Raw genomic sequence first — 14,100 nt, forward strand, 5'->3', positions numbered from 1 at the left:
TGGCACACTATTGAGTTCTCAAACATCATCCGCACTCAAAAAGTTTCATCCTATCGGGATACCCCTTCTCGAAGCAGTCGCACACTCACTGTAGTGCAAGTCTTTAAGGCTTGTCAACCTGCAGTTCATGTCGTTGTCACCTCGTTTCCGCGGCGACTTGAAATAATCTACACAGCTCCGTTGTTTCCCACAAATCTGCAGGTTAAAGACGAAGTCCCCCACGTCACGAGGGCGAGGGGGACGAACTTAGGGCGGTGAATCTGTGGAAACCACAGCCAACGACCTTGCAGCTGTGCTAGCTAGGCAAGCTTCGCACCAGCGAAGTTCTTCTTACCGCGGCGCAGCACGAGCCAGGAACCGTGGAGCAGATCCTCGTCGGCCGGCTCCCAGTCCTCGGACTCAATGCGTGCATTGTTCACGTAGGCACCGCCTTCCTTAATGGTGCGGCGAGCCGCACCCTTAGAGTCGGCGAGACCGGAGGCGACGAGCAGATCGACGATGGTGCGCTGTTCACCAGCGGCGATCTCGGCGACGGTGGTCTCTTGGAGAGCACCGGCAAGGGTGGCCTCGTCCAACTCGGTGAGTTCGGCCTTGCCGAAGAGAGCCTGGGCGGCGAGCTCTACAGCCTTGGTGGCATCCTCGCCGTGAACGAGGTTCGTCATCTCCTGTGCCAGGCGGCGCTGGGCTTCGCGGCGGAAGGGCTCGTTGGCGACCTTCTCCTCGTACTCGGCGATTTCTTCCTGGGTGAGGAAGGTGAACCAACGCAGGTAGTCGATGACCACGGAATCACCGGCGTTGAGGAAGTACTGGTACCAGGCGTACGGGGAGGTCTTCTCCGCATCGAGCCACAACTTGCCGCCACCGGTGGACTTGCCGAACTTCTGGCCTTGCGCGTCGGTGACAAGAGGAACGGTCAGGGCGTGGGCCTTGTCGCCGTCCACGCGACGGATAAGGTCGACACCGGAGACGATATTTCCCCACTGGTCGCCGCCGCCGATCTGCAGGTCGCAACCCTTCTCGCGGTGCAGCGTGAGGAAGTCGTTGGCCTGGAGCAGCATGTAGGAAAACTCCGTGTAGGAAATGCCGTCGGACTCCAGGCGGCGCTTGACCGTGTCACGGTCGAGCATGGTGTTGAGCGAGAAGTTCTTACCCACGTCGCGCAGGAAGGTGATGACGGACATGTTCGCAGTCCAATCAGCGTTGTTGACCATCTCGGCGGGGTTCTCACCGTCGAAGTCGACGAAGCGGCGCAGCTGCTTCTTAATGGCCTCGAGATTGTGCTGAATGGTTTCTTCGGAGAGCATGGAGCGCTCCCCCACGTCGCGGGGATCACCAATGAAGCCGGTTGCGCCACCGGCCAGCGCCAGCGGGTGGTGTCCAGCTTTTTGGAAACGCCGCAACATGATCATTGGGACAAGGTGGCCGGCGTGCAAGGAATCGCCCGTCGGGTCGAACCCACAGTAAAGCGTGATGGGGTTCTCGCACGCTTCACGGAGCGTATCAAGGTCGGTGGACTGATTAATGAGGCCGCGCCACTGCAGCTCATCAATGATGTTCATGGAAGTGTGATCTTTCTCTTCGAAGTAGCCGCTGTGCGCGGCTGTGACGTGTGGAAAATTTCGCGCCTAGGCGGCGTCCGGTGGCCAGGCCATGGCGGAATCGACGAGCATGACAGGGATGCCATCTTCGATGGGATAGGCAATCCCCTTGCGCTCATTGACAAGCACCTGCTTGTCCTCCAGATACGTCAAAGGGCCCTTGTCCTGCGGGCAAACAAGGACCTCTAGCAACTTCGGATCGAGACTCATAACTTCATAGGGTACACGGGACGCCGCGCGCAGACTGCGTCAGGCACGCGCGGCGTACTCACCCCCTCGAGCGGTCGCACCAGTCATCCGGTACGACCCGGGTCAGACCAGATCAGAGCGGAGCTGGGACGTGGGCAACGAGTGAGAAGAGATCCTTTGGGTCGTCGGGATTAGCGATGATGTCGATCTCAGATTCTAGATCCGTCCCCGCAACTGCATCGCGCACATAGCGCAGCGCAGAGAAATCATTGATGGCAAATCCGACGTCATCGAACAACGTAATCTGCTCAGGATTATCGCGACCTGTCTCTTCGCCGGTAAGCACCTTCCAGAACTCGACGACTGGGAAGTCTGCTGGCTTTTGCTGGATTTCGCCCTCGATACGGGTCTGCTCGGGGAACTCGACGAACACCTTCGACATATCAAGGATCTTTTCCTCGAGCTCCGTCTTTCCTGGGCAGTCACCGCCCACCGCGTTGAGGTGCACGCCGGGGGCGACGTGACGCTCGGCCAAGATCTGGTTTTGCGCTTTGTCGGCCGTGCATGTGGTGATGATGTCGGCACCTACCACTGCTTCATCAACACTCGAGCACACCGTGATGTTGAAGCCAAGCGGCTCGAGGTTGCGCTTGAATTTCTCTACCGCCGCTGGGTCAATGTCATAGATGGTGAGATCCTCAATGCCGAGGACACCGCGGAAGCCCAAGGCCTGGAACTCGGATTGAGAGCCAGCGCCGATCATGGCCATGCGCTTGGAATCCGGGCGGGCGAGGTGTTTTGCCACCATCGCGGACGTTGCAGCAGTGCGCAAGGCGGTGAGAAGGGTCATCTCCGCTTCGAAGGTCGGATAACCGTTATCTACGTCCGCAAGAACTCCAAAAGCAGTCACGGTCTGGAAACCGCGTGCGGGGTTGGAGGGATGGCCGTTGACATATTTGAACGAGTATTCCTCGCCGTCGGACGTCGGCATGAGCTCGATTACGCCAAAGGGCGTATGCGAAGCTACTCGCGGGATCTTGTCGAAACGAGCCCAGCGCTTGTAGTCGCGCTCGAGGTAGTCGACCATGCCGGTGATGATGTTTTCAACTCCATCACGCTGGATCCAGCGGGCCATATTGGTCACGTCGACAAACTTAATCATCATTGGGGAAATGAGTCCTTTCTCAAAGTCAAAATGTGTTCAGCGTGGCCGAAGCAAGATGTTACCGCTTCGGGTGCAGATCTTGGTGCGGATCCGCCGTAAAGCGGAAGCTTGGCAGATGCGTGCGCTTGCGCTCCTCCGCGATGGCGTTGATGCGGTCACGCCACAAGAACCACAGGCCAACGAAGACGGGAATGAGGCCGATGGTCGCGAGCAGCGTATAGGAGCCGATGGGATAGTCGAAGGCCATGAGCACGAGGACGATGCCTACGAAGATCACCGTCACCCAATCCCCAACGACGCCAAAGGGCGAGCGATAATCCGGGCGGGTAAACTTCCCGCGCGCGGCTAGACGAACAAAGCGCTGGTGTGCCAAAACGATGGCGACCCACGACGCGAGGGTGCCAAGAGCTGCGAGGTTCAAGACGATTTCGAAGGCCATTTCGGGCACCACGTAGTTGAGGAAAACTCCAGCTAGTGCGACGAGCACAGCCATGACGATGCCGCCGTAGGGCACGCCGGAGTCTGACATGCGCTTGCCAAAGGCAGGGCCGGAGCCAGCCTGCGACATGTTGTACATGATGCGCCCAGTCGAATACAGCCCGGCGTTGAGCGACGAGATGGCGGCGGTAATCACGACCAACTGGAAGATAGCGGCAGCGTACGGGATGCCGAGTGACTCGAAGAATACGACGAACGGTGAGGTATCCGAGGCGTATGCCGTGTAGGGAAGAACGAGCGTGAGCAACAGGATAGAACCGAAGTAGAACACCACGATGCGGAAGAGAACCGAGTTCACGGCCGACGGGATGTGCTTTTGCACGTCCTCAGTCTCACCCGAGGTGGTGCCAACGAGCTCGATGCCGGCGTAGGCGAACACGACGCCCTGAATTACGATCACTGCGGGCAGCAGGCCGTTCGGCATCCATCCGCCGTTGTCCGTAATGAGGCTAAAGCCGGTGGGAGTCCCCTCTGGGTGGCCGAGAATGAGGACGCCGATGGCAATGAGCATGAAGATCACCAGTGCAACGACCTTGATCATCGAGAACCAATACTCGAGCTTGCCGAAGATAGCGACGGAGAGCATGTTGAAGAAGAAGATGAAACCGACCACGACGAGGGCGAGTGTCCACTGGGGAATTCCATCAAGCCACGTGGTGTACTGGCCAAACCACTTGATGTAAATCGCGACCGCCGTTGCGTCGGCAACGAGGGTCATAGCCCAGTTGCCCCAATAGAGCCACCCCGTGACGAAGGCGGCCTTTTCTCCATAGAACTCACGAGCGTAAGAAACGAAGGAACCAGAGCTCGGGCGGTAGACAATAAGTTCGCCGAGGGCCCGGAGAATGATGTAGCCAAAGAAGCCACAAATGAGATAAAGGATGGCGAGCGAGGGGCCAGCAGTTTGCAGACGGCTACCTGAGCCAAGCAAAAGACCTGTGCCGATGGCGGAGCCGATGGCAATCATCTGCAGCTGGCGCTTGCCCATTCCCTGCTGAAGACCATGATCCTCAGCGTCAAAGACCGCGCGTCCCTCTTCTGAGGGCGCCGGACGAGAAGTTATAGACATGCGGTGTACCTTCACAGACAGTTAGTAAATTTCTTCGCGAAAACCTTCGCCGACATAGAAGAGTAACGAAAAGCACGCTTTTCAGTGACTGGTTTCACTTATTTTAAGTCGTGTCTCACTTGACACAGAGTAGCGAGACACAAAAAAGCCCAGCACACTACGTGCTGGGCCATTTTCAATAGGACTATCGTTAACCCCCACGTCCGGGGGATATGCCGTTTACTTGTGGGGTATCACCGGGGTGGCGGCCCACGACCGAAAGTCGGCGGCAAGTTCATCGACATTGGCTCGCTGCTCGGCGACGCGGACACCGGCGGTGCCGCCCTTCGTTGAGCGCGACGCAACCGCACCGTCGATAGTAAGTACCTCGCGTACAGCCGGTGTCAGTCGCGCGTCGACACTGGCGAGCTCCTCATCGGTCAGCTCGATAAGGTCAACGCCACGGGACTCGGCGATGCGCACGCATGCTCCCGATGCCTCATGTGCCTCACGGAACGGCACCCCTTGGCGCACCATCCACTCGGCCAAGTCAGTGGCCAAGGTGTAACCACGAGGGGCCAGTTCGCGCATGCGGTCCTCGTGGAAGGTCAACGTAGAGACTAGGCCGGTCAACGCGGGCAGCAGCAGGTTGAGGTTCGCCACGGAGTCCACGATGGGCTCCTTGTCCTCCTGCAAATCGCGGTTATACGCGAGTGGCTGCGCCTTCAGGGTTGCCAGAAGGCCGGTGAGGTTTCCGATGAGGCGGCCGGTCTTGCCGCGCGTGAGCTCGGCGACGTCCGGGTTCTTCTTCTGCGGCATAATTGACGAGCCCGTCGACCATGCGTCGTCGAGAGTCACATAGCCGTACTCCGGCGTGCACCAGTAGACGATCTCCTCCGCCAGACGCGACATGTCGATCGCAATCTGAGCCAGGACGAAGGCCGTCTCGGACGCGAAGTCACGCGAGGACGTACCGTCAAGGGAGTTCTCCGCAGCGGAATCGAAGCCGAGCTCCTCCGCAATGGCTTCCGGGTCCAGGTGCAGCGAGGAACCCGCCAGGGCACCCGAGCCATAGGGCGAGATGGCCAGGCGTTTGTCAAGATCCTGGATACGCTCGCAGTCACGCAGCAGCGGCTGCGCGTGCGCGAGCAGCTGGTGCGCAAGCAGGACGGGCTGGGCGGCCTGGGAGTGGGTCTTGCCCGGCATGATGGCATCGGGGTGGGCTGCGGCCTGGGCCGAGAGGGCATCGACAAGCTCAGTGACCTGGATGGCGATGTCGCGCACGGCGTCGCGGACCCACATGCGGAAGAGGGTGGCGACCTGGTCGTTGCGGGAACGGCCCGCGCGCAGGCGGCCGCCGACCTCGGGGCCAACGATATCGATGAGGCCGCGCTCCATGGCGCCGTGGACGTCCTCGTCTGTGGGCAGCGGGCGGAACTCGCCCGAAGCGACCTTCTCGCCGAGCTGCGTGAGCCCGTTGAGCATGGTGGCAAAATCCTCGTCCGTGAGCAGACCGGCGTTGTGCAGGACCTTGGCGTGGGCCTTGGAGGCCAGCACGTCATAGGGAGCGAGCACCCAGTCGAAATGCGTGGACACGGACAGGGCAAACATGGCCTCAGACGGGCCGCCGGAGAAGCGGCCGCCCCACAGCGCGCCTTCGTTCGTCTTGTGCTGCTCCATGTGAACCTACTTTCCGGTGGGGAAACCGCCCTCGCGGTCACGCTGGTTGGAGATCTGGGTGGACAGGCCGTGAAGCTGGACAAAGCCCTTGGCTGCGGTCTGGTCGAAGGTGTCGCCCGTGTCGTAGGTGGCCAGATCGTAGGAGTACAGCGACTGGGAGGAGCGGCGGCCGTTGACGGTGGCGGTACCCGCGTGCAGAACCATGCGGATATCGCCCGAGACGGTCTTCTGGGTCTCGCCAATGAAGGCGTCGAGGGAGCGCTTGAGCGGGCTGAACCACAGACCGTCGTAGACCTCCTCGGACCAGCGGGAGTCGACGAGGCGCTTGTAGCGGCCGAGCTCGCGCTCCACGGTGACGTCTTCGAGGGCCTCGTGGGCCTTGATGAGGACGATGGCGCCCGGTGCCTCGTAAATCTCGCGGGACTTAATGCCCACGAGGCGGTCCTCGACCATGTCGAGGCGGCCGATGCCCTGAGCGCCGGCGCGGCGGTTGAGTTCCTCGATAATCTGCAGGACGGTCATCTTCTTGCCGTCGATGGCGACAGGCTTGCCTTCCTCGAAGGAAATGACGACCTCGTCCGGGGCGTTGCCCAGGGCAGGATCCTCGGTGTAGGCGTAGAGATCCTTCGTGGGCGGGTTCCACAGGTCCTCGAGGAAGCCGGTCTCGACGGCACGGCCCCAGACGTTCTGGTCGATAGAGAACGGCGAGGACGCAGACTGCTCGATGGGCAGCTTGATTTCCTCAGCGAAGGCAATCGCCTTATCACGAGTCCAGGCGTAGTCACGCGCCGGTGCAATGATCTCCAGGGACGGGTCGAGGGCGCGGAAGGAGACCTCGAAGCGGACCTGGTCATTGCCCTTACCGGTGCAGCCGTGGGAGACATGCGTGCCGCCGTGCTCCTGGGCAGCTTCAACGAGGTGCTTGACGATGAGCGGGCGGGAAATAGCAGAGACCAGCGGGTACTGCTTCATGTACATGGCATTGGCCTGGATGGCCGGCAGGCAGTAGTTGTCTGCGAACTCGTCCTTGGCGTCCACGACGATGGACTCCACGGCGCCACAGTCCAGTGCGCGCTGACGCACGGACTCCATATCCTCGCCACCCTGGCCTAGGTCGAGCGAGACGGCAATGACCTCGCCGCCGGTCATCTTAGCGAGGTACGGAATGGCGACCGAGGTATCCAGGCCACCGGAGTACGCGAGCACAACGCGTGCAGTCATGGTTTCTATCTCCTTGCGAGATTGTGGAAATAATACAATAGACTCGATAATATACGAAACGTATGCGGGATGTAAAACACTCCCTTTCGATGATGACTGCGCGCGCACTGTGCAACCGCCTGACCGCGGAAAATGGTCTATGACGGTGGAGGCACTCATGCCCTGCCACCCGCGGGAGCCGGACAGCGGCGCAGCGCGGGAGCAGGGCTAAAACATCAACTAATTACGCACCAAATTGCGCACCAATTCCTCACCAGTGATCGGATCTCGAGCCAGGATGAAGATCGTGTCATCGCCAGCAATACAGCCCACAACATCTGGAATCCCAGCACGGTCGATATAGGACGCCAGGTATTGCGCCGCGCCCGCGGGTGTGCGCAGCATGCCGATATTGCCTGAGTGATCCGTGGTGGTGACGAGCTCATCGAGCATGCGACGCAATTTCTCCCGCGGTCCATTGACCTGGTCATCGAACTGCTCGAGCTCACCACCCACCATGTAAAACGAGCGACCACCGTCCCGCTTGACCTTCTTGGCCCCCAGCTCATCTAAGTCACGCGACAGCGTGGCCTGCGTGATGTCGATGCCTTCTTCGAGCAGCATTTCAGACAACTGCACCTGGCTCGTCACGCGCGAGCGATCAAGGATTTCCAAAATCTTTGCTTGGCGCGCGTTGCGATTGGCCGGGTTGGTGGGCATGGGGGTTGATCTCCTCGTTTGTTAATCGTTTTGGTGGCGAAGCAGCCACGCAAGCACGGCTTTTTGCGCGTGCAGGCGATTTTCTGCTTCGTCGAATACCCGCGACTGCGGGCCGTCGATGACACTGGCCGCCACCTCATTGCCGCGGTACGCCGGAAGGCAATGCAGGAAGATGGCGTTTTCCGCCGCACGGTCCATGACAGCGCCGTTGACCTGGTACGGCAGGAACGGCGTCCGGCGGTCGATCCCGTCATTTTCGTGTCCCATCGACACCCAGGTATCAGTGATCACAACATTGGCACCTGCAACGGCGTCAAGCGACTCCGTAACCGTCACGGTCGCCCCCGTAAGCTCCGCTCGCGCTTCGGCGCGCTGCACGTACTCTGCGCGGGGTTGGAACTCCGGTGGCGCGACAATAGCGATGTCCATACCGGCGGTGGCGAAACCAATCATGTACGAGTTGGCCATGTTGTTGCCGCCATCGCCGAGGTAGACCGCCTTTAACCCTTGGGTGGCTCCAAAGTTCTCACGGATCGTCTGCAAGTCGGCGAGGATTTGGCACGGATGGAAATCCTCAGACAGCGCGTTGATGAGCGGCACGCGCGTAGTCTCCGCCATAGCCGCAAAATTGGCGTGGTCATAGGTGCGCCACACAATGGCCGAAACATAACGGGAGAGCACCGCCGCCGTGTCTTGCAGCGTCTCTCCTTTGCCCATTTGCGTCGATCCAGTGTTGGTCACAACAGCGTGGCCGCCCAGCTCCGCGATACCTGCTTCAAAGGAGAAGCGAGTGCGCGTCGATGTCTTATCGAAGAGCACGGCAACCGACTGCGGGCCTTCGAGAGGGCGGTGCGCAAAGCGGTCCACCTTCATCTGTGCAGCAAGGTCGAGCACCTCTGCTTGCTCCGCCGGCGACAGATCATCGTCTACGAGAAAATGGCGCATGGTCTAGGCTTCCTCCTTTTCAATCTCCTCGACAACGGCTGCCAGTCCCGCGGCTGCCCGAGTAATTTCCTCGTCGGTGATGATGAGCGGCGGCGTCAAACGAATAACGTCAGCTGCCGGCGCGTTGAGGATGAGTCCGTGCTCAAGCCCCTTCGCGACAATCTGCTTGGCCACGGGTGCATTTAATACGGCTCCCAGCATAAGCCCTCGTCCGCGGATCTGCATAATATACGGTATTGTGCTCAGCTCACGCACAAATAGCTCGCCCTTGCGCGCTACCTCTGCCAAGAAGTCCTCGTCCAATAAGTCCAGTACAACGTTGGCCGCTGCGCAGACTACCGGGTTTCCGCCGAATGTCGTACCGTGCGATCCCGGCGTGAATAGTTTCGCTGCCGCTCCCCGTGCTATACACGCGCCAACAGGTAACCCGGCGCCGAGCCCTTTCGCCATAGTGATGACATCGGGCTTAACCCCGGCCGCCGTGTGCGCAAAAAATTCGCCCGTACGGCCGACTCCGGTCTGCACCTCGTCGACGATCATGAGCATCCCATTTTCATCACAGAGAGCGCGCACCCCCTGGAGAAAGCCCTCCGGCGCCGGGATGACCCCGGTTTCGCCCTGAATCGGTTCCAGGATGATAGCTGCGGTGTCCGAGGGGTTCATCTCTACGAGCTTTCGCAAGTAGTCGATATCCCCGTAGGGATAAAACTCCACTCCACCGGGCATCGGTTCAAAGGCCTTCCGCTTGCTGGGCTGCCCCGTCATCGCGAGCGAGCCCATCGTGCGGCCATGGAAACCGTGTTCAGCGGCCAGTATGCGCCGGCGGCCAGTCAGACGCGCGAGTTTGAAGGCCGCCTCGTTGGCTTCGGCGCCGGAGTTGGCAAAGATAACGCGGGCAGAAGTATCTCCGACACGAGCCCGCAGTTTTTCCGCCACGTCGATAACCGGCTGCGACGCGAAGAGGTTAGACACGTGACCCAACGTAGAGATCTGTTCCGTGACGGCCTCAACGACCTTGGGGTGTGCCTGTCCCAGCGCATTGACGGCAATGCCGGCGAGTAAGTCGATGTATTCCTTGCCGTCTTCGCCTACGAGGATGGAGCCGTAGCCGGAGACAATGCCAATGGGCGGCGTGCCGTAGTTGTCCATGAGGTTGTCGCCCCACCGGGCTACGAGGCCCTTGTTGTTGTCGCTCATGCGCGATCGTCCTTCCTGAAGATGGTTCCGTCGGGGTATTCGTTGCGGTTGTAGTCATCGGGCAACACCATCGTGCCGATGCCGCCGGGGGTAAGCAGCTCAAGGAGCACGGCGTGGGCCGAACGGCCGTCGATGACGTGGGCAGCGGCGACGCCACCTTCGACGGCCCGCAGGCACGACTCCATCTTGGGGATCATGCCCGAATCGAGCCGCGGCAGCAGGGACGCGAGTTGCGCCGCTTCAATCTTGGACACCAAGGAATCGCGGTCTGGCCAGTCGGTATAGAGGCCCTCAACATTGGTGAGGATGAGCAGGCGCTCCGCGCCGATTGCTTGGGCCAGCGCACCCGCTGCGGTGTCAGCGTTGATGTTGTAAACCTCGCCGTCGGTGCCCGGCGCAATCGTCGAGACCACCGGAATCCGGCCCGCATCGATGATATCCATCAAGGCTGCTGGATTAACGTCAACGATATCGCCGACTTGGCCGATATCCGTGGGAGTCCCGTCGACTTCTACCAGTCGTTTTTCGGCGGTAAAGAGCCCGGCATCCTCGCCGGAGGTGCCCACCGCATAGGGGCCGTAGGAATTGATGAGCCCCACGAGTTCGCGGCCCACCTTTCCAAAGAGCACCATCCGTACGACCTCAAGAACCTCGGGAGTGGTGACGCGAAAGCCACCTTTGAACTCGCCTTCCAGGCCCGTGCGTGCCAGCATCTGGGAAATCTGAGGCCCGCCGCCGTGAACGACCACGGGCTTGACGCCCACGGTGCGCAGGAAAACCATGTCTTTGGCGAATGCTTCCCGCAACGAGTCGTCCACCATCGCGTTGCCGCCGTACTTCACGACGACGATCTTGTCGCGGAAGTGTTGAAGCCACGGCAGTGCCTCAGAGAGGACTGTCGCACGATCCTGATCGGTAAGACCTTTCATCATGGTATCGGCCGCCTTAGGAACTGTACGCCGAGTTGATCTCGACGTAGGCGTGGGAGAGGTCAGTCGTGCGCACGAAGGCGGAGCCCGGTCCGCCGGTGCCGAGGTCGACGCGCACGTCGATATCCTCGCCGGAGAGGTCCACATCGCGGGCACCAGGCGCGCTAGTGGAGTTCACGCACACCGGCTGGTCATTGAAGAAGACGGAAATCTTCTCCGGTTCCATGGCGGCATCCGCCATGCCCACGGCTGCGAGTACGCGGCCCCAGTTCGGATCTGAGCCAAACATCGCGCACTTAAACAGGTTGTCGCGGCCAATGGTGCGCGCGGCGTTGAGCGCCTCGGCGTCCGAATCGGCGCCCTCGACGGTGATCTTCACGCGCTTGGTCACGCCCTCGGCATCAGCCTGCATCATGTCGGCTAGGCCGGCACAGGCCTCGAGTACCGCCGCGTTGAGCTCCTCCTGGGTAGGTTCCACGCCGGACGCACCGTTGGCCATGATGATGACGGTGTCGTTCGTCGACGTCGAGCCGTCCACGTCCAAGGTATTGAACGTTACTGCCGATGCCGCCTCCAGCGCCGCACGCAGAGCCTTCGGCGTCACCTTCGCGTCCGTGGTGAGACACACGAGCATGGTGGCGAGGTTTGGCGCCATCATGCCCACGCCCTTGCCCATGCCGCCGAGGGTCCACCCGTTGCCTTCGACACCGACTTCCTTAGAGACCGTATCCGTCGTCATAATTGCCATCGCGGCGTCGTTGCCCGCCGCGCCGAGCTTTGTTACGGACTCGATACCCGCGAGCACCTTGTCCATAGGCATGGGCTCGCCGATGAGGCCCGTCGAGCACACCGCGACGTCCGTGCCATCAACGCCTAGCGCCTGCGCCGTGGCCTCGGCCATCGCCTGCGCGTCCTCGTCACCTTGAGCGCCGTTGCACGCATTCGCGTTGCCTGCGTTGATGACGAGCGCGTGGAGCGATCCATCAGCAATAATCTTCTGCGACCACTTCACGGGTGCGGCCTTGACGCGGTTGCGCGTAAAGACGCCGGCGGCGTTGAATTCCGGGCCCTCATTGACCACGAGTGCCATGTCTGATTTTCCGGACGGCTTGATTCCTGCCGTCGTCGCGCCGGCCGCGAAACCCTGCGCTGCGAGTACACCGATAGTCATGTTTCTATTTTCCTCTTCACCCTGCATCTAGTTGGCTCAATATCGTCAATCCGCCCCTTTAGGGGACCACCGCCGCCTGCGGCAGCCCTGCGGTCTCCGGCAGGCCGAGCGCCAGGTTCATGCACTGCACCGCGCCACCGGCGGTACCCTTGCACAAGTTGTCGAGCGCTGCCGTGACGATGAGGCGACCCGTGATGCCATCGACGTGCGCCTGGATGTGGACCATGTTGGACCCCACCACGTTTTGGGTCTCCGGCTGCTGGCCTTCCGGCAGCACGAGGCAGAACGGTTCGTCTGCGTAGAACTCTTCGTATGCTGCGCGCACCGCCGCAGCGTCCACGCCTGGGGCAAGCTTGGCTGTGATCGTCGCAAGGATGCCGCGCGACATGGGCGCCAGCACAGGCGTAAAGCTCACGGCGACTGGACCCTGCTGCGAGTACTCGGAGAGGTTCTGCACCATCTCCGGCGTGTGGCGGTGCGAGCCGCCCGGTTTGTACGCGCGCACGTTGCCCATCGTCTCTGCGCCCAGTTGCGCCACGGAGGCCTTCTTGCCCGCGCCGGACACGCCGGTCACGGCGATTACCGAGATGTCCGGCTCGATGAGCCCCTTGGCGACGGCCGGCAACGCACCCAGCGTTGTGGTCGTGGGGAAACATCCGGCCACGGCCACGCGCTTGGATTGCGCGATGGCTTCCCTGTGCCCCGGCATCTCCGGGATGCCGTAGGGCCAGCTGCCCGCGTACTCGCCGTCGTAGTAGGCGTCCCAGGCCGCCTTATCCTTCAAACGGAAGTCCGCGGCACAGTCGATGACGAGAACCTCCTCCCCCAGCGTCTTGGCGATCTCCGCGGAGTGGCCGTGCGGCAGACCCAAGAAGACAACGTCGTGGCCGGCGAGGTTCTCGACAGTCGTATCGACGATACGTCGCTCGCGCAGCTGCGGAAGGTGCGGCATAAGCGCGCCCACGGACTCCCCCGCGGTGGAGTGTCCGGTCAGGGCGCCAATCTCGAGCTCACCCGACAGGTACGCCGGGTGATTCAAAAGAAGGCGCAAGACTTCGCCACCGGCGTAACCGGAGGCGCCTGCAACTGCAACTGTGATAGCCATGGAGACATCCTAGCAAATATGCAATCGACTGTAAATTATGCAGGCGCTATTTCTTTCCCCCGACCGAATCCCCCACGCCGCACGACGCACCGCCCCGAGTCGCACGCGGCGTCACTCGAAGCGGCGCGGTGTCGGCCCGATGCGCTTCCTTAGACAGCGCGGGAAGACACCTTGCCCATGCCGGAGGCATCATCAATAGCCGTCTTGCCCACGTAACCGGCGTAACCACTAGGGCTCACCAGGTGCAGGCCACCCTGCAGGTCAGCGATGACCGCAAGCTCCTTGAACTGGAATACCTCGCCCGGGCGCAGCTTCTTAGAGTTCGTCACCGACAGCCCCTGATTGAAGCAGTCCGCCCACGACTCACCGTTGGAATACTGAACGCGCGGAACGAGATAGTTGGGTGGATTGCACTCAGTGCGCGTGGCGCGTGCGCCCGGGCTGTGGCAGCGGATGTACGTGCCACCCACGTCGCCGTATTCACACTGAATGGTGCCGTCCGCGTTCGACAGGCCGCGCAGATTCTGCGCCTGAGCAGCCGGGGCTCCCAACAGCGCACTGGCCAGCACGGTACCGCCGAGGACGGCGGCTGCCCTGCGGGCCAAAGAGGAAAAGAAGCGATGGGTCATGATAGGTCCTTGAGTTTGGGAAACAA

The 14,100-nt window shown here is 61.1% G+C and carries 13 protein-coding genes; all 13 read right to left on the reverse strand.

The window, feature by feature from the left end; all coding sequences use genetic code 11:
* Positions 1-299: 299 nt before the first annotated feature.
* The 13 genes from tyrS to HMPREF2559_RS03370 all read right to left on the reverse strand — a co-directional run bounded on the left by tyrS (position 300) and on the right by HMPREF2559_RS03370 (position 14,074).
* Positions 300-1,559 carry a tyrosine--tRNA ligase gene (gene tyrS, locus HMPREF2559_RS03310; RefSeq protein WP_066484386.1) on the reverse strand — a complete coding sequence of 420 codons (1,260 nt, stop codon included), beginning with the start codon at positions 1,557-1,559 and terminating at the stop codon, positions 300-302.
* Between the two features lie 66 nt (positions 1,560-1,625).
* The gene (locus tag HMPREF2559_RS03315) at positions 1,626-1,808 is read right to left on the reverse strand and encodes a Trm112 family protein (protein ID WP_066484388.1); all 183 of its coding nucleotides are present in this window, start codon (positions 1,806-1,808) and stop codon (positions 1,626-1,628) included.
* A 112-nt stretch (positions 1,809-1,920) separates the two neighbouring features.
* Positions 1,921-2,949: an ornithine cyclodeaminase gene (locus HMPREF2559_RS03320; RefSeq protein ID WP_066484716.1), complete on the reverse strand. Its 1,029-nt coding sequence runs from the start codon at positions 2,947-2,949 to the stop codon at positions 1,921-1,923.
* A 61-nt stretch (positions 2,950-3,010) separates the two neighbouring features.
* Entirely contained in the window at positions 3,011-4,519 is a 1,509-nt protein-coding gene (locus HMPREF2559_RS03325) for an amino acid permease (RefSeq protein WP_066484395.1), read from the reverse strand.
* A 219-nt stretch (positions 4,520-4,738) separates the two neighbouring features.
* Positions 4,739-6,178, reverse strand: coding sequence for an argininosuccinate lyase (gene argH / locus HMPREF2559_RS03330; protein ID WP_066484398.1), 1,440 nt, complete (start codon positions 6,176-6,178; stop codon positions 4,739-4,741).
* Positions 6,179-6,184: 6 nt separating this feature from the next.
* The gene (locus HMPREF2559_RS03335; protein ID WP_066484400.1) at positions 6,185-7,399 is read right to left on the reverse strand and encodes an argininosuccinate synthase; all 1,215 of its coding nucleotides are present in this window, start codon (positions 7,397-7,399) and stop codon (positions 6,185-6,187) included.
* 219 nt (positions 7,400-7,618) lie between these two features.
* Positions 7,619-8,098 (reverse strand): arginine repressor, encoded by a 480-nt coding sequence (locus HMPREF2559_RS03340; protein WP_066484402.1) that lies wholly within the window; start codon positions 8,096-8,098, stop codon positions 7,619-7,621.
* Between the two features lie 21 nt (positions 8,099-8,119).
* Positions 8,120-9,043, reverse strand: coding sequence for an ornithine carbamoyltransferase (gene argF / locus HMPREF2559_RS03345; protein WP_066510300.1), 924 nt, complete (start codon positions 9,041-9,043; stop codon positions 8,120-8,122).
* Between the two features lie 3 nt (positions 9,044-9,046).
* Entirely contained in the window at positions 9,047-10,240 is a 1,194-nt protein-coding gene (locus HMPREF2559_RS03350) for an acetylornithine transaminase (RefSeq protein WP_066510302.1), read from the reverse strand.
* On the reverse strand, positions 10,237-11,172 hold the full coding sequence (gene argB / locus HMPREF2559_RS03355; protein ID WP_066510304.1) for an acetylglutamate kinase: 936 nt from the start codon (positions 11,170-11,172) through the stop codon (positions 10,237-10,239). The genes HMPREF2559_RS03350 and argB overlap by 4 nt, the downstream gene beginning before the upstream one ends.
* A gap of 13 nt (positions 11,173-11,185) precedes the next feature.
* A complete protein-coding gene (argJ, locus tag HMPREF2559_RS03360) occupies positions 11,186-12,340 on the reverse strand; it encodes a bifunctional glutamate N-acetyltransferase/amino-acid acetyltransferase ArgJ (protein WP_066484418.1) in 1,155 nt (384 codons plus the stop codon).
* A 58-nt stretch (positions 12,341-12,398) separates the two neighbouring features.
* Positions 12,399-13,445 (reverse strand): N-acetyl-gamma-glutamyl-phosphate reductase, encoded by a 1,047-nt coding sequence (gene argC / locus HMPREF2559_RS03365; protein ID WP_070539529.1) that lies wholly within the window; start codon positions 13,443-13,445, stop codon positions 12,399-12,401.
* A gap of 149 nt (positions 13,446-13,594) precedes the next feature.
* Complete coding sequence (locus HMPREF2559_RS03370; protein ID WP_148138769.1) at positions 13,595-14,074, reverse strand: hypothetical protein; 480 nt, start codon at positions 14,072-14,074, stop codon at positions 13,595-13,597.
* Positions 14,075-14,100: the final 26 nt, after the last annotated feature.

It is taken from the genome of Corynebacterium sp. HMSC072G08, from assembly GCF_001809185.1.
GTDB lineage: Bacteria > Actinomycetota > Actinomycetes > Mycobacteriales > Mycobacteriaceae > Corynebacterium > Corynebacterium phoceense.

Excerpts from the sequence above, each read along its gene's own strand:
- tyrS (WP_066484386.1), bottom strand. The coding sequence starts at position 1,559 with ATGAACATCATTGATGAGCTGCAGTGGCGCGGCCTCATTAATCAGTCC.
- HMPREF2559_RS03315 (WP_066484388.1), bottom strand. The coding sequence starts at position 1,808 with ATGAGTCTCGATCCGAAGTTGCTAGAGGTCCTTGTTTGCCCGCAGGAC.
- HMPREF2559_RS03320 (WP_066484716.1), bottom strand. The coding sequence starts at position 2,949 with ATGATTAAGTTTGTCGACGTGACCAATATGGCCCGCTGGATCCAGCGT.
- HMPREF2559_RS03325 (WP_066484395.1), bottom strand. The coding sequence starts at position 4,519 with ATGTCTATAACTTCTCGTCCGGCGCCCTCAGAAGAGGGACGCGCGGTC.
- argH (WP_066484398.1), bottom strand. The coding sequence starts at position 6,178 with ATGGAGCAGCACAAGACGAACGAAGGCGCGCTGTGGGGCGGCCGCTTC.
- HMPREF2559_RS03335 (WP_066484400.1), bottom strand. The coding sequence starts at position 7,399 with ATGACTGCACGCGTTGTGCTCGCGTACTCCGGTGGCCTGGATACCTCG.
- HMPREF2559_RS03340 (WP_066484402.1), bottom strand. The coding sequence starts at position 8,098 with ATGCCCACCAACCCGGCCAATCGCAACGCGCGCCAAGCAAAGATTTTG.
- argF (WP_066510300.1), bottom strand. The coding sequence starts at position 9,043 with ATGCGCCATTTTCTCGTAGACGATGATCTGTCGCCGGCGGAGCAAGCA.
- HMPREF2559_RS03350 (WP_066510302.1), bottom strand. The coding sequence starts at position 10,240 with ATGAGCGACAACAACAAGGGCCTCGTAGCCCGGTGGGGCGACAACCTC.
- argB (WP_066510304.1), bottom strand. The coding sequence starts at position 11,172 with ATGATGAAAGGTCTTACCGATCAGGATCGTGCGACAGTCCTCTCTGAG.
- argJ (WP_066484418.1), bottom strand. The coding sequence starts at position 12,340 with ATGACTATCGGTGTACTCGCAGCGCAGGGTTTCGCGGCCGGCGCGACG.
- argC (WP_070539529.1), bottom strand. The coding sequence starts at position 13,445 with ATGGCTATCACAGTTGCAGTTGCAGGCGCCTCCGGTTACGCCGGTGGC.
- HMPREF2559_RS03370 (WP_148138769.1), bottom strand. The coding sequence starts at position 14,074 with ATGACCCATCGCTTCTTTTCCTCTTTGGCCCGCAGGGCAGCCGCCGTC.